Source organism: Roseovarius pacificus (assembly GCF_900142665.1).
Taxonomy (GTDB): domain Bacteria; phylum Pseudomonadota; class Alphaproteobacteria; order Rhodobacterales; family Rhodobacteraceae; genus Roseovarius; species Roseovarius pacificus.
This window is the reverse complement of record NZ_FRBR01000006.1, coordinates 25,942-46,188: the sequence shown is the minus strand read 5'-3', so window position 1 is coordinate 46,188 and position 20,247 is coordinate 25,942. Positions and strand designations below refer to the sequence as shown.

The following is a 20,247-nucleotide window of genomic DNA, read 5'->3' as shown; positions in this document are numbered from 1 at the left end:
CAGAAATTCCGGGCCAGCGAACAAACGAAAGGACAAAACATGCTGAAGAACGATCAACTCGATCAATGGGATCGTGACAATTTTTTCCACCCCTCGACGCATCTGGCGCAATTCGCCCGTGGCGAGGCCCCGAACCGCGTGATCACCGGCGGCACCAACTGCCATATCGAAGACCGCGACGGCAACAAGCTGTTGGATGCCTTTGCCGGGCTTTATTGCGTGAACGTGGGTTATGGCCGTCAGGACATTGCCGCCGCCATCGCGGAGCAAGCCAGGGAACTGGCCTATTACCATGCCTATGTGGGGCACGGCACCGAGGCGAGCATCACGCTGTCCAAGATGATCATGGATCGTGCGCCCAAAAACATGAGCAAGGTCTATTTCGGCCTGTCGGGTTCGGATGCGAACGAAACCAACGTCAAGCTGATCTGGTACTACAACAACATCCTTGGCCGCCCCGAGAAGAAGAAGATCATCTCGCGCTGGCGCGGGTATCACGGTTCGGGGTTGATGACCGGCTCGCTGACCGGGCTGGAACTGTTCCACAAGAAATTCGACCTGCCGCTGACGCAGGTGATCCACACCGAAGCGCCGTATTACTTCCGTCGCGACGATCTGGACCAGAGCGAAGAGCAGTTCGTGCAGCATTGCGTGGACGAGCTGGAGGCGCTGATCGAGCGCGAAGGTGCGGATACCATCGCCGCCTTCATCGGTGAGCCCGTTCTGGGCACCGGCGGTATCGTTCCCCCGCCTGCCGGGTACTGGCAGGCCATTCAGGCGGTTCTGAAAAAGCATGACATTCTGTTGGTGGCCGATGAGGTCGTCACCGGCTTTGGTCGTCTGGGAACGATGTTCGGTTCGGATCATTACGGGCTGGAACCCGACCTGATCACCATCGCCAAGGGCCTGACCAGTGCCTATGCGCCGCTGTCGGGGTCCATCGTGGGCGACAAGATGTGGAAGGTTCTGGAACAGGGCACCGATGAAAACGGCCCCATCGGCCACGGCTGGACCTATTCGGCCCATCCCATCGGGGCGGCGGCCGGTGTGGCCAACCTCAAGCTGCTGGACGAACTGGACCTGATCGCCAACAACCGTGAGGTGGGCGGTTATTTGAACAAGACCATGTCCGATGCGCTGGCCGGGCACGGCAATGTCGGTGATGTGCGTGGTGAAGGGATGCTGTGTGCGGTCGAGTTCGTCAAGGACAAGGACAGCCGCACATTCTTTGACGGTGCTGATAAGGTCGGGCCGCAGATCGCTGGTGCGCTGGCCGCACAGGGCGTGATCGGCCGCGCCATGCCGCAGGGCGATATCCTGGGTTTCGCGCCGCCGTTCTGCCTGACTCGGGAAGAGGCCGACGAGGTGGTCGGCAAGACCGTCAAGGCGGTTCAGCAGGTGCTGGGCTGAGTTGATCTGGCGCCGGGCTCCTGTCCGTAAAGGTAGCGGCCCGGCGTGTGCTCAGTATTCAGACGCAGGCGAAACGCCTGAATTGCCCATATAAATTGCCCAATCTTCCCGCGATGCCGTTATTCGATGCAAAATGTCGCGGAATCGGGTTGCAACACAAATTCAATGGCGTTTTAGTTCAATGAAACGCGGGAAAATCCGCGAGTAACAATAACAGGGAGCCTAACTTGGCCGACACCACGACCGGCGATGCGTTCGTTGAATTTGAGCGTGTGCAGAAAAGCTATGATGGCGAAAATCTTGTCGTCAAAGACCTCAACCTTTCCATGCCCAAGGGCGAGTTTCTTACGATGCTCGGGCCGTCGGGCTCCGGCAAGACAACTTGCCTGATGATGCTGGCGGGGTTCGAAACCGCCACGCATGGCGAGATCAAGCTGGACGGACGCCCGATCAACAACATTCCGCCGCACAAGCGCGGGATCGGCATGGTGTTCCAGAACTACGCCTTGTTCCCGCATATGACCGTGGCTGAAAACCTGTCCTTCCCGCTGGAAGTGCGCAAGATCGGCAAGGCCGACCGCGAGGCCAAGGTGAAACGTGCGCTGGACATGGTCCAGATGGGCGCTTTCGGTGGGCGGCGTCCGGCGCAGCTCTCGGGCGGCCAGCAGCAGCGGATCGCACTGGCTCGGGCGCTGGTGTTCGAGCCCGAGCTGGTCCTGATGGACGAACCCCTGGGCGCGCTCGACAAGCAGTTGCGCGAGCACATGCAGTTCGAAATCACCAATCTGGCGCATGAGTTGGGCATCACCACCGTCTATGTGACGCATGACCAGACCGAAGCGCTGACCATGTCGGATCGCGTGGCCGTGTTCGACGATGGTCGCATTCAGCAGCTTGCGCCGCCCGACGAGTTGTATGAAAGCCCTGAAAACAGCTTCGTTGCGCAGTTCATCGGCGAGAACAATACGCTGGAGGGGACGATCAAGGAGATTGGTGACGATATCTGCCTTGTCGAACTGGACGATGGCGAACTGATTGACGCCAAGCCGGTCAATGTGAGCAAGGTCGGGGATCGCACGACCATCTCGATCCGCCCCGAGCGTGTCGAGGTGGACACCGCCAAGCTGGGCGAGAATGCCCACACCCTGAAGGCCGAGGTGATGGAATTCATCTATATGGGCGATGTGTTCCGCACCCGCCTGCGCGTGGCCGGGAAGGATGATTTCATCATCAAGACCCGCAATTCGGCGGATCAGCGGCGCCTGCAACCGGGCGAGCAGATTCAGATCGGATGGTTGCCGCGCGATTGCCGCGCACTGGACGCGGTATAAGTCATGTGTCTTCGCGCCCTCGATAACGGGGTGCGGTCACCCTGAGGCTTTGAGGTTCTTGCCCGTAACCCGAAGCCCTGAAACCAAAACGGGACGTTAGTTGGGAGTATGAAATGACCTTCAAGACAACTCTTCTGGCCTCGACCGCGCTGACTGTAGCCGCCGTGTCGGCTCAGGCGCAGGATATGGCCAATTCGATGACGCTCGTCTCCTGGGGCGGCGCGTATCAGAACAGCCAGCAAAAAGCCTATGTCGAGCCGTACCTGGCCGCAAATCCCGGCGTGACCGCCACATGGGACGAAAGCTCGGCCGAAGCCGTTGCCAAGATGCGCGCCATGAACGAAGCCGGTAACGTGACCTGGGATCTGGTCGATGTCGTGGCCTCGGACGCGATGCGTCTGTGCGACGAAGGTCTGGCAATGGAGCTGGACCACGACGAGATACTGGCGCCTGCCCCCGACGGCACGGATGCCAGCGACGACTTTGGCGATCTGATTGTCAGCGATTGCTTTATTCCGCAGATCGTTTATTCGACCACCTTCGGCTATCGCACCGACATGGTGCCCGATGGCGTCGAGCCGCCGAGCACCGTTTGCGACGTGTTCGATCTGGAAACCTATCCGGGCAAGCGTTCGCTTCAGAAGCGTCCGATCGACAACATGGAATGGGCGCTGTACTGCGACGGTGTGGCCAAGGACGAACTCTATGACGTTCTGAGCACCGACGAGGGCGTGAACCGCGCGCTGGCCAAGCTGGACAGCATCAAGGATCAGGTCGTCTGGTGGACCGCCGGCGCCGAAACGCCGCAGCTGCTGGCCGATGGCGAAGTCTTCATGGGGTCGACCTATAATGGTCGTCTGTTCTCGGCGATTGCCGAGCAGGATCAGCCTATCGAAATGATGTGGGACATGCAGTCGTTCGATCTGGACGGTTGGGTCATTCCCGCCGGTCTGCCCGAGGATCGTCTGGCCCGTGTGCTCGATTTCCTGAAGTTCGCAACCGACACGCAGCGTCTGGCGGATCAGGCTGCGTATATCTCGTATGGTCCGGCACGTCAGTCCTCGGCACCGCTGGTCGGTCAACATGCTGAACTGGGCATCGACATGGCGCCGCACATGCCGACCGATCCGGCAAATGCCGAGAACACTCACCTGTATGACTATGAATGGTGGGCGGACAACCGCGACGATCTGGATGCGAAATTCCAGGCATGGCTGGCCAACTGATCGGTCTGTCTGACTGAAAATGACCCGAGAGGGCCGCGCGCGGCCCTCTCGACAAAAACATAAAGAATTCCAACGGGGACAAGATGAGCGATACCACCGATTCCGGCCCGGTGCTGGCCGCTGACGGGACGCCACTCAAGCGCAGCCTGAACCGCGCGTTACGGGCCCAGAAAATGCGGGCGCTGGCCCTGATCGCGCCCTTGCTGATCTTCGTTCTCGTGACGTTCATCGCACCGATCGCGGACATGCTGTTCCGTTCGGTCGAGAACCAGATCGTTTCGAACACCCTGCCCAATACGGTTGCAACGCTGAACGATTGGGACGGCACCGGCGATACGATGCCCGGAGAAGAGACGTTCGAGGCGCTTTACTACGATATGTTTCTGGCCGCCGAGTCCAAGCGCCACACGCGCCTCGGGTCGCGTCTGAACTATGAAGAGGCCGGGATTTCCTCGATGTTCCGTACCTCGGGACGCAGGGTGGACGATGTCGGCGAAGATCAGATCGACGCCCTGGAGGATATCGACGAGTCCTGGGGCGACGAGGCTTTCTGGTTCGCGCTGATGAGCGGCGCTGACGGCGCAGCGAAGGCGGACGACATCGTTGAGGCTCAGCGCACGCGCCTGTCCAGGCTGAACGAAACCGGCTTTTCCGGCGAGGTGGGCTTTGCGCCGTCGCAAGAGATCGCTGATCTTCTGCCGCGCACGGTGCGGGCCTATAGCGCCTTTGCGGTATTCACGGCCATTGCCGACGGAGACGTGGTTGCCGAAGAAGAACCGTGGGAGACTGTCAAGGTCGCGCTGATCGAGGATTTGCGCAATGGTGCCGATCTGTCCGGCTATGATGGCCCCGGTGCGGAGGAACTGCGCGCAGCGCAGGAAGGCATGGCCGATCAACCCGCCATTGATTACAAGCAGGCTTTCCTCGACATGAACGAGGATTGGGGCGATCTGGACAATTGGAAAACCATCAAGATGTATGCCCCGCCCTTCACCGAGGGCTATTTCCTGAATGCCATAGACATGCAGAAAACGCCCGAAGGCTTTCAGGCGCGTCCCGAATCCGAACAGATTTACATCAAGCTGTTCAAACGGACGTTGTTCATGTCGCTGATGATCACGGGGTCCTGCATCCTGCTGGCGTATCCGGTGGCGTTCCTGCTCGCGAACCTGCCGATGCGCACGTCGAGCCTGCTGATGATTCTGGTGCTGTTGCCGTTCTGGACGTCGCTTCTGGTGCGAACGTCAGCCTGGAAGGTGATGTTGCAGCAACAAGGCGTGATCAACGATACGCTGGTCTGGCTGGGGCTGGTGGACGATGCCAGCCGATTGGTGATGATCAACAACCAGTTCGGTACGATCGTGGCGATGACGCATATCCTGCTGCCGTTCATGATCCTGCCGATGTATTCGGTCATGTCGACCATTCCACCCTATTATGTACGTGCGGCGAAATCGCTTGGCGCGACGAACTGGACGGCGTTCTGGCGGGTCTATTTCCCGCAATCGGTGCCGGGCATCGGGGCGGGGTCGATCCTCGTGTTCATCCTTGCCATCGGGTACTACATCACGCCCGAAATCGTGGGCGGCACCACCGGTACCTTCATCTCGAACCGGATCGCCTATCACATTTCGATCTCGCTCAACTGGGGTCTGGCGGCGGCGCTTGGCTCGATCCTGCTGGCGGCGGTGCTGATCCTCTATTGGGCTTATGACAAGATTGTCGGCATCGACAACGTGAAGCTGGGGTAAGACGGATGACACTCACTATCATCGAACCGAAACCTGTTTCCTTTGTCGCGCCTGTCGTGGCGGTTGCCGGGGCCTTCTGCGGGCTGCTGGTGGGAACGGCCCATGACAATCCCTTGCTGGGTGTGGCGATTGGCGCGGTGCTGACGGCGGTGCTGGCCTTTGTGTGGCTCTCGGTGTTCCGGAACGAACGGGCTGCGCGCTGGCTTACCTTTCTTGGCTTCGGCGCGGTCGGGTTTGCCTATGCCGGTGTGCCTGGCGTTGTGATCGGCCTTGCCTTTGGCGCGTTTTTTGGGTGGTTCATTTTCTGGCTGGGCGAGGGACGCTACCGCGCCAAACTGCCGCCTTACAGCACGGGAATGCAGGTGTTTCTGCATTTCCTGTTCCGGGTGCTTTGCGGGGCGATCTTTATCTTCCTGATCACGCCGATTCTTGTGGTGATGCCGCTGAGCTTCAATGCCGAGAATTTCTTTACCTTCACGCCCGAGATGCTGCGCTTTGATCCCGAGGGGTATTCGCTCAAGCATTACCGAGATTTCTTTACCAACAGCGACTGGCAACAGGCGATGTGGAATTCATTGTCGATTGCGCCGATGGCGACGATTTTATCGGTTGGTTTCGGGACCTTGGCGGCCATTGGCCTGAGTTCTGAACACGTGCCGTTCCGGCGTGCGATCATGGCGGTTCTGATCTCGCCGATGATCGTGCCGCTGATCATTTCGGCGGCGGGGATGTATTTCTTCTACTCGCGGCTGGGGCTTCAGGGGACGTATTGGGGGGTTGTTCTGGCCCATGCGGCACTGGGAATTCCCTTTGTTATCATCACGGTAACGGCAACTCTGGTCGGCTTCGACCGCTCCTTGACCCGCGCGGCGGCGAATATGGGGGCGAATCCGGTGACCACGTTCTTCCGGGTGCAGATGCCGCTGATCCTGCCGGGGGTGATTTCGGGCGGGCTGTTTGCTTTCATCACGTCGTTTGACGAGGTGGTGGTGGTTCTGTTCGTCGGTTCGGCAGGGCAGAAAACCCTTCCGTGGCAGATGTTTATCGGTTTGCGCGAACAAATCTCTCCGACCATTCTGGCGGTTGCGACGATCCTCGTGGTGATCTCGATTGCCCTGCTGACGACGGTCGAACTGCTGCGCCGCCGGTCCGAGCGATTGCGCGGCATGAGCCCCGGCTGACCCCAACCCGCGCCGCCCATCCGGGCGGCGCGTTTCGTACAAAACGTACGAAACCGACCCGGGTTTTGTACGAATCCCGTCATGGCATCCTGTGATGCCACATCCGGACCATTGCCGAGCCGCGTATTGATCGGACGACGACACGCATGCGGTGTTTCATGACGAACCAGCCGGGCGCGAACATTCGTCCCCGGCTGGTCCTTTTTCATGGCGGGTCCCCAGGCGGATTGACCGCCCGTGTCGTTACCAGGGCTGGTTGGCCGGGCCGACGGTGAATTCGTTAACCGTGGTGTCTGCCGGCAGGTCGAGCGCGAAGGCGACGACATCGGCGATCCGGTCGGGCGAGATGCCGAATGTATCGTAAAGGCCCTGCATGCCCTCGGCGGTCTGCTGATCGGTGATCGTGCCCAGAAGTTCGGTGTTGATTGCTGCCGGGTAAAGCGTTGCGGTGCGGATGTTCGTGCCTTCGGTGGCGGATTCCATGCGCAGGACTTCCATGAAGTTGCGCACGAACCATTTGGTGCCGCCATAAACCGCTGCGCCGGGATAGTTCTTGAGACCCGCAACAGAGGACACGGCAAGGACATGGCCGGATTTCTGCGCGGTGAATGTCGGCATGACGGCCGCGACCCCGTTCAGCACGCCCTTGATGTTCACATCGACCATCCGGTTCCACTCGTCGGTCTTGAGCGCCGAAACCGGGCTGCTGGGCATCAGCCCGGCGTTGAGAAAGATGGCGTCGACGCCGCCGAACCTGTCCTTGGCAAGCTTCACGATGGCCTCGTTTTCCGACGGGTCGGTGACGTCCAGTTCCTGCCAGGCCGCCTTGCCGCCGGCGGCTTCGATCTCGTCGGCGATCTGCCTGAGCCTGTCCGCGCGGCGCGCGCCGAGAACGACATTGGCGCCCTTCGCGGCAAGCAGCCTGGCACTCGCCTCGCCGATGCCGGAGGAGGCGCCGGTGATGATGACGGTCTTGCCGGTGATATTGTTTGTCATGATATTTTCCTTGGAATTTGGTGCAGGCGCACCTGCTTGCTTTGGGTCTATTCGGCCAGTTCGATGCGGACCGGAAAGGCGCCATCCTGCATCAGGGCGTCCATCGGCCCGTCGAATTCGCCAAGCCGGACAAGGCCGCGCGAGGTCTGGAACGGCTTGTAGAAGATCGCCAGATTGCCCCAGGGGGCGTAATGGGTGATATCGCCCGCTTTGGGGGTGTAGCTGTCGGGCGCGGCGCTGATATCGAGCTTGCGCGGCAGGTCGGCGACCTTTTCGGTGGCGTGATAATCGCTCAGCGTCAGGTCGAGCGGCAGGAGCGAGGCAAAGTCGCGGGCGACTTGTGTGTCGTCCAGCGTCGCCTCAAGTGTCTCGTTCCCGACGATTACGTGAATCCTGGTCATGGCGGTTTCTCCTGTTTCGGAATGTGCCGGGGCAACGCCGGACAGAAGACCCAATGCCACCGCGGCGGCCCTGATATGTGTCATGCCTCGGGCGGTCATCGTGATACCCCTTTCCTGTCCGGTTTCGGTTGCCTTGCAATTTAAACCTTCATGCGCGCGGGATAACCGGCTGAAGCTTTCTATCACTCATGAGTGTGGGTCATGAATTGCCCGTATCTTATCCGGCGTTCGATCCTGTTGCTCCGGCTCGCAACGCTGACCAGTCACGACCGATGCCGCCCCTGAGGCGAAGCGGGCGACGGCCTGCAAAGGCCGCCGCCCGATCCCCCGGTCTTGCCGGTTTCGGCTTTGTTACCGCTTAGACGAGGTGCTGATCGAAGAACGATTGCAGCTTGTCGAACGGAATGATGTCCACCTGATCGTAAAGATCGACGTGATCCGCACCGTCGATGATCATCATCTCTTTGGGTTCCGCCGCCGCCGCATAGGCATCTTCGGTGAAATAGCGCGAATGGGCCTCGGACCCGGCGACAAGAAGCACCGGACGCGGCGAAATCTCGTCAATATAGGTCAAAAGCGGCATGTTCATGAAGGACAGCGGGTTGGTCACGGTCCAGCCGCCGTTGGAGTTCAGCGAGCGTTCATGATAGCCCCGGTCGGTCTTGTAATAACCGTGGTACATGCGGATTACCGGATCGTCGATCCCGTCCAGACTGTCGGGCAGACCGCCCGCCATCGCCGGTTGGCCGTTTTCGACATCGGTCCAGCGCTGACGGCTCATCTGTTCCAGCGCTTCGGCGCGCTGTTCGTCGGTCATCGCGTCGTAATAGCCTTTGGCCATCACGCGGGACATGTCATACATGCTTGTGGTTGCCACGGCTTTCACGCGCTTGTCGGCAGCGACGGCGTTCAGGGCCATGCCGCCGAAACCGCAAATGCCGATGATCCCGATCCGTTCCCGATCCACGGCGTCGTGCAGACCGAGGAAGTCTATCGCCGCCATGAAATCCTCGGTGTTGATGTCGGGCGAGGCCACGTCACGCACATCGCCGCCGCTTTCCCCGACAAAGGACGGATCGAAGGCCAGCGTGACAAAGCCGCGTTCGGCCATCGTCTGTGCATAAAGACCGGCGGCCTGTTCCTTTACCGCGCCGAACGGCCCCGCGACGGCAAGGGCGGGAAGCGCCCCTGCGGGCCGGTCCGCAGGCATGTAGAGGTCACCCACGAGGGGAACGCCATACCGGTTGGTGAACGACACCTTCTGGTGATCGACGGCGTCGCTTTGGGCAAAGGTCTTGTCCCAGTTATCGGTGATTTGTGCAAAAACGGGCGTTCCGGCGGCGGAAACGGCCCCGAGGGCGGCGGCGCTGATCCCCGCCATTCTGAGCAGATCGCGGCGGCCCTGGTTCGGCACGTCGCCTGTGGTGGCGGGAACGATGATATCGGCCATTTCTTGTTCTCCTTACAAAGTGAACTTCATGCACAGAAAACTGGGGTCGTGTTGCCGGTTTATTAAGCCCCCTGATCCTACAATCAGTCATGAGGCAGCTTCATGAATGGCGACATTCTGCGTTTGCCCGCGTGACGTTAACTGGCTGAATTCATGAGGCTGCCTCATGAGCGCATCCCGTCCACCGACCATGATCGCCCGGACGGCACGCACTAGGTCTGATCCAGCAAGGAATGCGTCCTTGCCGCCGGTCGCCAAGGCCGGCTTTCGATCAAGGAAGGAGACAACCAGATATGAAACATGTTTTCGCAACGACACTTGTCATGGCTCTGACAGCCCCGATGGCATTCGCGCAAACCGCCGAAATCACCAGCGCCGAGCAGCGCGCAGGCACTGCCGGCAGCGCCGATTTCTTTACCGGTACGGTCTATGTCCAGCCCGTGTTCGATGCCCGGATGGGCAACGTCAATGCGGGCTCCGTCACCTTCATGCCCGGCGCGCGCTCGCACTGGCATACGCACCCGGTGGGGCAATGGCTCGTCGTGACGTCCGGGACGGGCTGGTATCAGGTCCGTGGCGAAGAAAAGCAGGTCATGAATGCCGGCGATGTTGTCTGGTTCCCCGCCGATGTCGATCACTGGCACGGCGCGACCGATGAGCACGCGGTGACGCATGTCGCCGTTCAGGAGGCGGTCGACGACTCGGCTGTGACCTGGGGCGACCCGGTTTCGGATGAGGACTTCGCGCAGTGAACCGGATCGCGGCCTGTTCTGGCAGGCCGCATCCGACCCGCATCCCCGACGGGATGATGCATATCGCGGCGGTCGCGCGAAAGATTGCCCAATTTGCGGGACATCACGATGTGCGACTGCACAATGCGTGGACTGATGAGCCCTGCGCATATATCATGAGGGAAACCAACCATGATCCTCGATTGGCAGGTCAGGGCCTCCCGTATGCTTCGCGAAAACATCAACGACCTGATCGCGCTGGCCACGGTGGCGGAAGAGCGCAGCTTTACCCGTGCCGCCGCGCGCCTGAACGTGTCGCAATCGGCGCTGAGCCATACGATCAAGGGGCTGGAAAAGCGGCTTGGCCTGCGGCTTCTGACCCGCACGACCCGGTCTGTTGCCCCGACACTCGAGGGCGAAGACCTGCTTGCCACGCTCGCACCGTGTTTCGAGAAGATCGAGGCGCGGCTCGAGGCGCTAAACGAATCGCGGGACCATCCGACCGGGACGGTGCGGATCGTTGCGACCGAATATGCCATCGAATCATTGCTCTGGCCCAAGCTGTCTCCGGTGCTCAAGGCGTTTCCGGCGATCAATATCGAGCTCATGATCGACTACGGTTATACCGATCTGGCCAGTTCGCAATGCGATGCCGGGGTGCGGTATGGCGATCAGGTGAGCGACGGGATGATCTCGATGCGGATCGGCCCGGAAGAGCGCATGATCTGTGTCGCCGCGCCCGAATATTTCGACGCGCAGGGCATCCCGCAATCGCCGCAAGACCTTGGCGATCATCACTGCATCAATCTGCGGCTGTCCAATCACGGGGCGCTTTATGCCTGGGAATTCGAGGATGACACAGGCAATGAAATCCGCGTCAAGGTGCAGGGGCAGGCCCGCTTCAACACGATAAACCTTGTCCTGCGCGGGGCGTTGGACGGGCACGGGCTGGCGCTGATCCCCGAGCGGCTGGCGGCGGATCATCTGGCCTCGGGCGCCTTGCGGACCTGCCTGGAAGATTACTCGCCCTATTTCCCCGGCTTCCATCTTTACTATCCCAGCCGGTTGCGCCCGTCCTCGGCGTTTCAGGTGGTGCTGGACGCTTTGCGCGAGCGGGGCTGAGCATTCATGAGGCGTAATCATGAGTGGCGTGACGCGATCGGCCATTAAGGCCGGGCCGGGAGGCGCCACATAGATGAAGTAGCCGCAACACAAAGGAGTTCCAGATGAAAACCCTTCTCGCCGCCTCGGCCATTGCAATGACCGCCACCACCGCAACCGCGCAAGACCTGTCCGGCACACTGCCCGAGGCCGTTGGCCGTGTGGCCCCGGCGCTGGAGTCCTATTCCAATGACGATCTGTTCGGGTCCGTCTGGCAGGGGCAGGAACTTTCGGCCCGCGACCGGGCGCTTGTCACCTTTGTCGCCCTGACGACACGCCACGAAACCGGCAACCTGCCCGATCATGTGGCATTGGCGCTGGATGCGGGTGTGACCCCGGCGGAGATTTCGGAAACCATCACTCATCTTGCCTTCTACACCGGATGGGGCAATGCCACCGCGGCCGTCCGTGCCGCCGCCCCCGTCTTTGAGGCGCGCGGTGTGACTGCCGAAGACCTGCCTGCCACCGATCCCGAATTGCTGCCGCTGGACGAAGCCGCCGAGGATGCGCGGGAGGAAAACGTGCGCGGCAATTTCGGTGATGTCAGCATGGGCGTCGTGGACAACACCCGCGAATTGCTGTTTCGCGATCTGTGGCTGCGTCCGGGACTCGAGCCGCGCGACCGCAGCCTTGTGACCGTCGCGGCATTGATTGCGGCAGGCCAGCCCGAGCAGATGACCTTTCACCTCAACCGGGCGATGGACAACGGCCTGACACAGGAAGAGGCGGGCGCGGTGCTGTCGCATCTGGCGTTCTATACCGGGTGGCCCAAGGTGTTTTCGGCCCTGCCGGTGGCGAAACAGGTCTTTGAAGCCCGCGCTGAATGATCTGCCCGGCGCGCGCCGCATGACGTGAAGGAGAACCACGATGAAGATCGGCATACTGGGATCGGGCCTGATGGGGGCCAAGCTGGGCACGCTCTGGGCGCGTTGCGGGCATGAGGTGACCTTTGCCTATGCGCGCAGCATGGCGAAGCTGGAGCGGCTGGCCCGTGACGCCGGGGCCGGGGCTGCCAGCGGATCGGTCGCCGATGCCGTGCGGGATGCGGACGCGGTATTGCTGGCGGTCCATTGGTCGCGGATCGGCGATGTGCTGGAGCAGGCGGGCGATCTTGCCGGGCAGGTTGTGCTGAATTGCTGCGTGCCGCTGGACGAGAGCAACACCGATCTGGTGGTGGGCACCACCACCTCGGGGGCCGAAGAACTGGCCGGGATGCGCCCCGATGCCCGCTGGGTGTCGTGCTTCAACACCAGCCCGTCGGAAAGCTTTGCGGGCGTTTTCGCCCGCAAAGAGCAGGCACCGCGCCCGCATCTGCTGATCTATGGGGACGATGCGGGGGCCAAGGATATCGCGAACGGGCTTATCCGCGACATCGGTTTCGAACCGCTGGAGGCGGGTGGGTTGCACACCGCGCGTTTCGTCGAACCTTTTGCCATGGTCACGGCGGAACTGGCCTATGGTCAGCCCGGTGGCCCGGCGCTTACCTATCGTTTTGAAAAGCTGCGGGATTGAGCCCCGTGTCCAAATCGAGGAGTTGATCCATGAAAATCATTCGTTCAGGCACCACCCCTTCGGCCCCCGGCCCGGAGGAGTATTTCACCGGCACCGTGCGCGTCGATCCGCTGTTCACCGCCGAGGAGCCGGGGCGCGCAGGCGGCGCGCATGTCACGTTCGAGCCCGGCGCGCGCACCGCGTGGCACACTCATCCGGCGGGCCAGACCCTGATCGTGACTTTCGGGCGTGGCCGGGTCCAGCGGGAAGGCGGGCCGATCGAGGAAATCAGCCAGGGCGATGTCGTCTGGTTCCCCGCCGATGAAAAGCACTGGCACGGCGCCTTGCCCGAAACGGCGATGAGCCATATCGCCATTCAGGAAAGCATTGACGGCAGTCCCGTCACCTGGATGGAGAAGGTTTCGGACGAGGATTATCAGGGCTGAAGCGGGCGGGCCGGGCGGCAATGCCCGGCCTTCACTCCATCATGTTGTCGCGGGTGAAGACGTAATCATTCGCCCCTTGCGATGCATGGCAGGACTGGCACCGCGTGCCGTCCTCTTGCATGTTCGGCGTGCCGTCGGGGGCGAACTCGCGGAACAGCCAGCTTCCGGAGTCGGAGCGGTCAGACCATGCGGCGCGCTTTTCCATGACGAGGATGCGGGTCAGTTCTCCGCCCCGGAAATCGTCCATGGTGATGACAGTCCCTTCGGGAAAAGGATCGCCCGCGCGGGCCGCTTCGATGGCGTCGGCGGAGGTATAAAGCTCCTCGGTGATGCCGCCCCTTGTGACGGTGGTGTAATGCGCGCCTTCGCGATAGTCGGGCCGCAAGGCGACATCGTCGTTCAGCACCTGGGCAATCAGCGGCGTCGCAAGGATCAATCCCCCGATCACCGGTATGCATGTTGCGATCCGCATGGCGTGTCTCCTTTTGTATCCGTGCAAAAGTAACAGCCGGACAGGCCCCGGATTAGCCCCGCAATCCCGAAACCGGACATGAGACAGGATCATCAATGCCGTCCGGACCGGTAATCGGCCCACTCATGAGGGGGCGTCATGAGTGCTTGTAAGACGCGGTGCATTCCGGTGCCGGTGCGAAGCGTTTATCTCTTTCTTTACCGCAGGGTGTACCGGCAATCATGGACAGGACAGATGCAGATTTCCACGCAGGATGAAACCTCCAACGGGCCGCTGACGGTCGTGGCGCTGTCGACGCTTCTGTCGCTGGTGGTTTTCACGGCCCCGCTGACCACGCTGGAGGCGATGACGGCGGATTTCGGCATGTCGCCGGGTGTTCAGGCCTGGGTGATGAGTGGCACGCCGCTGGGTGCCGCCGCCGGTCTGCTGACCGCGGGGGCGCTTGGCGATACGTTGGGGCGCAAACGGACTTTCGTCGGCGGTTTGTGGGTCACCGCCCTGTTTTCGGTCATTGCCGCGCTCGCTCCGACCGGGCCGTTGCTGATTGCCGCCCGGATTGCCCAGGGGCTTGGCACGGCGGGAATCATGGCCTGCGGCCTGGGGCTTCTGGGCCAGGTTTACGGCGGTGACGGTTTTCGGAAGGCGGCGGGCATCTGGGCCGCGGCGATCGGTGCGGGGGTGGCGGCGGGGCCGATCCTTGCCTCGCTCCTGCTCGGTTTCGGCGGCTGGCAGGCCATCCACTGGCTGTGTGCGGTGGGCTCTGCGGTGCTGGCGCTTGTGGCGCTGTCGCTTCCCGAAAGCCGAAGGATCGGGGAGCGGATGGACATCGGCGGCAGTCTTCTTTTGATGGTGGGGCTGTCCTGTCTGCTTTCGGCGCTGATCGAGGTGCGGTTCGGCCTGAGCGCAACGGTGGTCGCGCTGGCCTCTGGTGGCGCTGTCCTCCTGATCCTGTTCTTTCATGTCGAACGCCGGGTGGCCAACCCGATCCTTCGGGTCGATCTGTTCCGGCGCAGCGATTTCTCCGGTGCGACGATTGCGGCCTTTGCCTCGGGGGCGGGCGTGCTTGCGCTGATGTCGATGGTGCCCACAGTGATGGTTCGGGGGCAGGGCCATACACCGCTTCTGGCGGCGGTCGTGCTGGTTGCCTGGTCCGGTATGACGATGGTATCGGCACTTGGCGCGCGTTTCCTGCCCGGAACGCTTTCCGTCCGCATGGCGATCATCGTCAGTATTCTGGGCTGCATGGCCGGGCAGCTTTTGCTGCTTGTGGCGCAGCCGGGGTCGCATTGGACGATCTTTCTGCCCGCCCTGCTGGTCGCCGGTGTCTCGAACGGTATCCTGAACGCGTCGCTCGGTCAGGCGGCGATACAGACCGTGCCAGCAGAGCGCTCGGCAATGGGGTCGGCGGTGAACAACACGGCCCGGTATCTGGGATCGGCCATTGGTATCGCGCTGGTCTCGATTCTGATTTCCGGTATTGGCGGGCAAAGTTTCTTTGCGGGATGGCGGGAAGCGGTGCTGGCCACGTCGGGGTTCAGCCTGCTGGGCGCGCTGGCCATGCTCGGCCTTGCCGAACGCGAAACCCGGCCCGGCACCTAGGGGCGCCGGGCCGGTGGGATGTATCAGCTGCGAACCAGCTTTTCGTACCCTTCGGCGATGTCGCGGGTGAGTTGGCCGACTTCGAACGTGTAGTCACCGATCTGGCCCACGGGCGTGACTTCGGCGGCCGAACCGGTCAGCCAGCATTGCTCGAACCCTTCCAGTTCCTCGGGCATGATGTGGCGGACGTTCACCTTGATGCCGCGCTCTTCCAGCAGCTTGATCACGGTCTGGCGGGTCAGGCCGTTGAGGATCGCGTCCGGGTCGGGTGTGTGCACCTCGCCGTCCTTGACGAAGAACACGTTGGCGCCGGTCGCCTCGGCCACATAGCCGCGGTAATCCATGAACAGCGCGTCCGAGCAGCCCTTGGCCTCGGCGGCGTGTTTGGACATGGTGCAGATCATGTAAAGACCGGCGGCCTTGGCGGCGGTCGGGATGGTTTCGGGGCTGGGGCGTTTCCATTTGGCGATGTCCAGCTTGGCGCCTTTCATCTTGGCGTCGCCGTAATAGTTGCCCCATTCCCATGCGGCCACGGCCATGCGCACCGGGTTGCGCGCACTGGCGACGCCCATGTCTTCGCCCGCGCCACGGAAGGCGACGACGCGCACATAGGCATTGTCCAGCCCGTTGGCGTTCAGCACGGCCCGTTTGGCGGCCTCGATCTGATCGACGCTGTAGGGGATCTGCATATCCATCAACTCGCCCGATTTCAGCAGGCGTTCGGAATGTTCGCGCGACAGGAAAATCCTGCCGTCATAGCAGCGCTCGCCCTCGAACACCGAACTGGCATAGTGCAGCGCGTGCGTCAGGATATGTACGTTGGCCTCGCGCCAGTCGACCAGGGTGCCATCCATCCAGATCTTACCATCACGATCATCATAACCAGCCATCGCCTATCTCCTTTATTGTGGCCAGAGATTTCCATATATTGCGCGAGAAACGTCCATATCGGACATATAATTGCGTCAAAGCTGCGATTCGCTACCAGTTCATCCTTGGAATGTCAATAAAGCTGACGTAATGTGTTTCAAACGCTCACAGGATGCGACCGGAGGAGCCGATGCCTGAACCACAAGGTGGGGAAACCCTGCTGTTCCTGACGGATGAACAGCTGAGGCAGGGAATCGAGGCGATGTTCTTTGCCTATCGGGGGTTTACCGCCGATCCCGACCGCATCCTCGCGACGATGGCTTATGGCCGTGCGCATCACCGGGCGCTTCACTTCATTTCGCGTATTCCCGGCACCACGGTGAACAACCTTCTGGCCATTCTGGGCGTGACCAAGCAATCGCTGAACCGCGTGCTGCGCACCCTGATCGAGGACGGTCTGGTGGAAAGCCGCGTCGGCACCGCCGACAAGCGCGAACGCCACCTGTACCTGACAGATGCCGGTGACGCGCTGGAACAGAAGCTGAGCGATGCGCAACGCGCCCGGATGCGGGGCGCATATCGCACCGCGGGTCCCGAAGCGGTTGCCGGGTTCCGCAAGGTGCTGGAGGCGATGATGGACCCCGATATGCGCCGCCGCTATCACGCCATCAGGGACAAGGACGTATGAGCGATCCCATTCCCCATCTGCTGATCGTGGACGATGACGAGCGCATTCGCGGCCTGTTGCGCAAGTTCCTGGTTCGGAACGGATTTCTGGTGTCGGTCGCGCGGGATGCGGCACATGCCCGGCGTGTCCTGTCGGGGCTGGAATTCGACCTGATCGTGATGGATGTGATGATGCCGGGTGAAGACGGCGTTTCGCTGACCCGATCCTTGCGCGAAACGATGCAAACGCCGATCCTCTTGCTGACCGCCAGAGGCGAAACCGAAGAGCGCATTGCGGGGCTTGAGGCGGGGGCCGACGATTACCTGCCCAAACCGTTCGAACCCAAGGAACTGCTGCTGCGGATCAACGCGATCCTGCGGCGGATGCCCGAACCCGCCGCGGCGCTGGCGGCGCCCAAGGTGCTGCATATGGGGCAGGTGCGGTTCGATATCGAACGCTCGGAATTGTTTGAGGGCGACGCCATGGTGCGCCTGACCGCGACCGAGGTGCAGCTGATGCGGATATTCTCGGAAAACCTGCGCGAGCCGGTGAGCCGCACCAAGCTGGTCGAGGATCTGGGCCGCGACAGGGGACAGGCGCAGGAACGCGCGGTCGATGTGCAGATCACCCGGCTGCGCCGCAAGATCGAAGCCGATCCCAAGCAGCCCCGCTACCTGCAAACGGTGCGCGGCGAGGGGTATATGCTGGTGCCCGACTGAGTGGGCCGTTTTCGTGCCGCATGCCTTGTGTGACCTATCCCCTTGATAGACTCGGGGATCGGCTGTATCTGACATGGTATGACACGGATTTTCGACATGGATGATCGCGCACGCCTGCCCTGGCGGTTTTACGGTGCGACCATGACGGTGCTGGCGCGCCTATGAGGCGCGACCAGACCTGTTGAGCTATTTGACTACATTCCGCCAAACGGGAGTTCCCCGCATGTCTGCCAAGACACTCTATGACAAAATCTGGGATGCGCATGTCGTGCATGAGGCCGAGGATGGCACATCCCTTCTTTATATCGACCGCCACCTCGTGCACGAGGTGACCAGCCCGCAGGCCTTTGAAGGGCTGCGCATGGCCGGGCGTCAGGTGCGCAAGCCGGAAAACACGATTGCCGTGCCGGATCACAACGTGCCCACCACGCCCGACCGCGTGAACGGTATCCAGAACGAGGAAAGCCGCATCCAGGTCGAGGCACTGGACAAGAACGCCAAGGATTTCGGCATCCACTATTACCCGGTTAACGATGTCCGGCAGGGCATCGTGCATATCGTCGGCCCCGAGCAGGGCTGGACCTTGCCGGGCATGACCGTGGTCTGCGGTGACAGCCACACCGCCACGCATGGCGCGTTCGGCGCGCTGGCGCATGGCATCGGCACCTCGGAGGTCGAGCATGTGCTGGCCACCCAGACCCTGATCCAGACCAAGTCGAAGAACATGAAGGTCGAGATCACCGGCCAGTTGCGCCCCGGCGTGACCGCCAAGGACATCACCCTGTCGGTGATTGGCAAGACCGGTACGGCGGGTGGCACGGGTTATGTGATCGAATATTGCGGCGAGGCGATCCGCTCGCTGTCGATGGAAGGTCGGATGACCGTGTGCAACATGGCGATCGAAGGCGGCGCGCGCGCCGGTCTGATCGCCCCGGACGAAACCACGTTCGAATACATCAAGGGCCGCCCCCATGCCCCGAAAGGCGCGCAGTGGGAAGCCGCGCTGACGTGGTGGAAGACGCTCTATTCCGATGACGACGCGCATTGGGACAAGGTGATCACCATCAAGGGCGAGGATATCGCGCCCGTCGTCACCTGGGGCACCAGCCCCGAAGACGTGCTGCCGATCACCGACACCGTGCCCAGCCCCGAGGATTTCGAAGGCGGCAAGGTGGACGCGGCCAAGCGTGCGCTGGAATACATGGGCCTGACCGCCGGTCAGAAGCTGAGCGATATCGAGATCGACACGGTGTTCATCGGCTCCTGCACCAATGGCCGGATCGAGGATCTGCGCGCCGCCGCCGAAATCCTGAAAGGCAAGAAGATCAAGGACGGTCTGCGCGCCATGGTGGTGCCCGGTTCGGGCCTTGTGCGGGCGCAGGCCGAAGAAGAGGGCCTTGCCGACATCTTCAAGGAGGCCGGGTTCGAATGGCGTCTTGCGGGGTGTTCGATGTGCCTTGCGATGAACCCCGATCAGCTGTCGCCCGGTGAACGCTGCGCTGCCACCAGCAACCGCAACTTCGAGGGCCGTCAGGGCCGTGGCGGGCGGACGCATCTGATGTCGCCGCAAATGGCCGCCGCCGCCGCGGTGACCGGCAAGCTGACGGACGTGCGGGACCTTATCTAGGTCTGGTGCGCCGGGAGCGGAGAAGATGATAAACGGCGTTGGCACATATAAGCGCGATACCGGACAGTTCGAGAATCCAGTTCAGCCGGAGACCGCTTATTTCGCGTTTGATCAGGGCATCCATGTGGTGAAACCCCACCGCCCTGACCATCACGAAGGTCAGCACCGTTGTCAGCCCGGCAAGGGCAAGCGCGTTCCGCCAGAAGGCCTTGCGTATGACCCAGAGCAGGATCAGGCCCGCAAAGCAGGCGATGGCGATAAAGGACAGGATCGCCATGATCTGAAAGTTGCGCCTGTCGGCGTACCAGCCCTGAACCTTGGCCGTGCAGCGTGCGCTGGCGGTGGCGAGCGACTGGAGATCCAGTTGCTTGTTGATCGCCAGGAACGCCAGCAGAACCACCAGGCAGGACCAGAAAAACCTCTGGCCGGCAGGGTGCGGCGGCAGTTTGCGCCGGACGGAAAATGCGAGGGCGCAGGTCAGGGCATAGGCGACAACGGTCAGCCAGCCGATGAGGCTGGGATCGCCGATACCGGCATGCCAACGGTTGAACGTGCAATCGGCAATCTGCCTCAGTTCGGGCCAGGTGATGAGCGCGCTTTCTTTCACGATTTCAAAGTCTATGTCAGCCGCGCCGTCCGATCCACTGCAATTGCCACAGGCCGTTCCCGGCCCGTGATCCCTGATTTCGATGAACAACCCCGGCTCTGACCGAGCCAA

20 protein-coding genes are annotated in these 20,247 nt (G+C 61.7%); 14 read left to right on the top strand and 6 right to left on the bottom strand.

Features of this window, described 5'->3' with window-relative positions; translation table 11 throughout:
- Nucleotides 1-39: 39 nt before the first annotated feature.
- The 5 genes from BUB53_RS11795 (at nt 40) to BUB53_RS11775 (ending at nt 6,899) form a co-directional block, all read left to right on the top strand.
- Nucleotides 40-1,410, top strand: a complete 1,371-nt coding sequence (locus BUB53_RS11795; protein WP_073034975.1) for an aspartate aminotransferase family protein — start codon at nt 40-42, stop codon at nt 1,408-1,410.
- Between the two features lie 227 nt (nt 1,411-1,637).
- Nucleotides 1,638-2,741 (top strand): ABC transporter ATP-binding protein, encoded by a 1,104-nt coding sequence (locus BUB53_RS11790; RefSeq protein WP_073034974.1) that lies wholly within the window; start codon nt 1,638-1,640, stop codon nt 2,739-2,741.
- Between the two features lie 113 nt (nt 2,742-2,854).
- Nucleotides 2,855-3,967: an extracellular solute-binding protein gene (locus BUB53_RS11785; protein WP_073034973.1), complete on the top strand. Its 1,113-nt coding sequence runs from the start codon at nt 2,855-2,857 to the stop codon at nt 3,965-3,967.
- An 83-nt stretch (nt 3,968-4,050) separates the two neighbouring features.
- On the top strand, nt 4,051-5,718 hold the full coding sequence (locus BUB53_RS11780) for an ABC transporter permease (protein ID WP_073034972.1): 1,668 nt from the start codon (nt 4,051-4,053) through the stop codon (nt 5,716-5,718).
- A 5-nt stretch (nt 5,719-5,723) separates the two neighbouring features.
- Nucleotides 5,724-6,899: an ABC transporter permease gene (locus tag BUB53_RS11775; RefSeq protein ID WP_073034971.1), complete on the top strand. Its 1,176-nt coding sequence runs from the start codon at nt 5,724-5,726 to the stop codon at nt 6,897-6,899.
- A 243-nt stretch (nt 6,900-7,142) separates the two neighbouring features.
- Here BUB53_RS11775 and BUB53_RS11770 read toward each other — a convergent pair whose 3' ends face one another.
- The 3 genes from BUB53_RS11770 to BUB53_RS11760 all read right to left on the bottom strand — a co-directional run bounded on the left by BUB53_RS11770 (nt 7,143) and on the right by BUB53_RS11760 (nt 9,746).
- Nucleotides 7,143-7,895 (bottom strand): SDR family oxidoreductase, encoded by a 753-nt coding sequence (locus BUB53_RS11770; RefSeq protein ID WP_073034970.1) that lies wholly within the window; start codon nt 7,893-7,895, stop codon nt 7,143-7,145.
- Nucleotides 7,896-7,942: 47 nt separating this feature from the next.
- Nucleotides 7,943-8,296, bottom strand: a complete 354-nt coding sequence (locus BUB53_RS11765; RefSeq protein ID WP_073035120.1) for a cyclophilin-like fold protein — start codon at nt 8,294-8,296, stop codon at nt 7,943-7,945.
- Between the two features lie 358 nt (nt 8,297-8,654).
- Nucleotides 8,655-9,746 (bottom strand): alpha/beta hydrolase, encoded by a 1,092-nt coding sequence (locus BUB53_RS11760; protein WP_073034969.1) that lies wholly within the window; start codon nt 9,744-9,746, stop codon nt 8,655-8,657.
- A gap of 293 nt (nt 9,747-10,039) precedes the next feature.
- On the opposite strand from BUB53_RS11760, the gene BUB53_RS11755 reads away from it, so the two are divergent.
- The 5 genes from BUB53_RS11755 to BUB53_RS11735 all read left to right on the top strand — a co-directional run bounded on the left by BUB53_RS11755 (nt 10,040) and on the right by BUB53_RS11735 (nt 13,575).
- Nucleotides 10,040-10,498 (top strand): (R)-mandelonitrile lyase, encoded by a 459-nt coding sequence (locus BUB53_RS11755; protein WP_084729109.1) that lies wholly within the window; start codon nt 10,040-10,042, stop codon nt 10,496-10,498.
- Between the two features lie 171 nt (nt 10,499-10,669).
- Nucleotides 10,670-11,599 (top strand): LysR family transcriptional regulator, encoded by a 930-nt coding sequence (locus BUB53_RS11750; RefSeq protein ID WP_229709538.1) that lies wholly within the window; start codon nt 10,670-10,672, stop codon nt 11,597-11,599.
- A 104-nt stretch (nt 11,600-11,703) separates the two neighbouring features.
- The gene (locus BUB53_RS11745; RefSeq protein ID WP_073034968.1) at nt 11,704-12,465 is read left to right on the top strand and encodes a carboxymuconolactone decarboxylase family protein; all 762 of its coding nucleotides are present in this window, start codon (nt 11,704-11,706) and stop codon (nt 12,463-12,465) included.
- A 40-nt stretch (nt 12,466-12,505) separates the two neighbouring features.
- Nucleotides 12,506-13,150, top strand: a complete 645-nt coding sequence (locus tag BUB53_RS11740; protein WP_073034967.1) for an NADPH-dependent F420 reductase — start codon at nt 12,506-12,508, stop codon at nt 13,148-13,150.
- A gap of 29 nt (nt 13,151-13,179) precedes the next feature.
- Entirely contained in the window at nt 13,180-13,575 is a 396-nt protein-coding gene (locus BUB53_RS11735; protein WP_073034966.1) for a (R)-mandelonitrile lyase, read from the top strand.
- Nucleotides 13,576-13,606: 31 nt separating this feature from the next.
- On the opposite strand, the gene BUB53_RS11730 is transcribed toward BUB53_RS11735, so the two are convergent.
- Nucleotides 13,607-14,047 (bottom strand): cytochrome P460 family protein, encoded by a 441-nt coding sequence (locus BUB53_RS11730; RefSeq protein ID WP_073034965.1) that lies wholly within the window; start codon nt 14,045-14,047, stop codon nt 13,607-13,609.
- A gap of 234 nt (nt 14,048-14,281) precedes the next feature.
- Between BUB53_RS11730 and BUB53_RS11725 the strand changes: the two genes are divergently transcribed.
- Nucleotides 14,282-15,646, top strand: a complete 1,365-nt coding sequence (locus BUB53_RS11725) for an MFS transporter (protein WP_073034964.1) — start codon at nt 14,282-14,284, stop codon at nt 15,644-15,646.
- Between the two features lie 23 nt (nt 15,647-15,669).
- Here BUB53_RS11725 and BUB53_RS11720 read toward each other — a convergent pair whose 3' ends face one another.
- Nucleotides 15,670-16,536, bottom strand: a complete 867-nt coding sequence (locus tag BUB53_RS11720) for a branched-chain amino acid aminotransferase (protein ID WP_073034963.1) — start codon at nt 16,534-16,536, stop codon at nt 15,670-15,672.
- A 170-nt stretch (nt 16,537-16,706) separates the two neighbouring features.
- On the opposite strand from BUB53_RS11720, the gene BUB53_RS11715 reads away from it, so the two are divergent.
- From BUB53_RS11715 to leuC, 3 genes are all read left to right on the top strand, one after another.
- Nucleotides 16,707-17,204, top strand: a complete 498-nt coding sequence (locus tag BUB53_RS11715) for a MarR family winged helix-turn-helix transcriptional regulator (RefSeq protein ID WP_073034962.1) — start codon at nt 16,707-16,709, stop codon at nt 17,202-17,204.
- Nucleotides 17,201-17,902 (top strand): response regulator, encoded by a 702-nt coding sequence (locus tag BUB53_RS11710; RefSeq protein ID WP_073034961.1) that lies wholly within the window; start codon nt 17,201-17,203, stop codon nt 17,900-17,902. Before BUB53_RS11715 ends, BUB53_RS11710 begins: the two co-directional genes overlap by 4 nt.
- Nucleotides 17,903-18,125: 223 nt before the next feature.
- Nucleotides 18,126-19,529 (top strand): 3-isopropylmalate dehydratase large subunit, encoded by a 1,404-nt coding sequence (gene leuC / locus BUB53_RS11705; protein ID WP_073034960.1) that lies wholly within the window; start codon nt 18,126-18,128, stop codon nt 19,527-19,529.
- Here the strand turns inward: leuC and BUB53_RS11700 are convergent.
- Nucleotides 19,522-20,226: a hypothetical protein gene (locus BUB53_RS11700; RefSeq protein WP_084729103.1), complete on the bottom strand. Its 705-nt coding sequence runs from the start codon at nt 20,224-20,226 to the stop codon at nt 19,522-19,524. The genes leuC and BUB53_RS11700 overlap by 8 nt on opposite strands.
- Between the last annotated feature and the right edge of the window lie 21 nt (nt 20,227-20,247).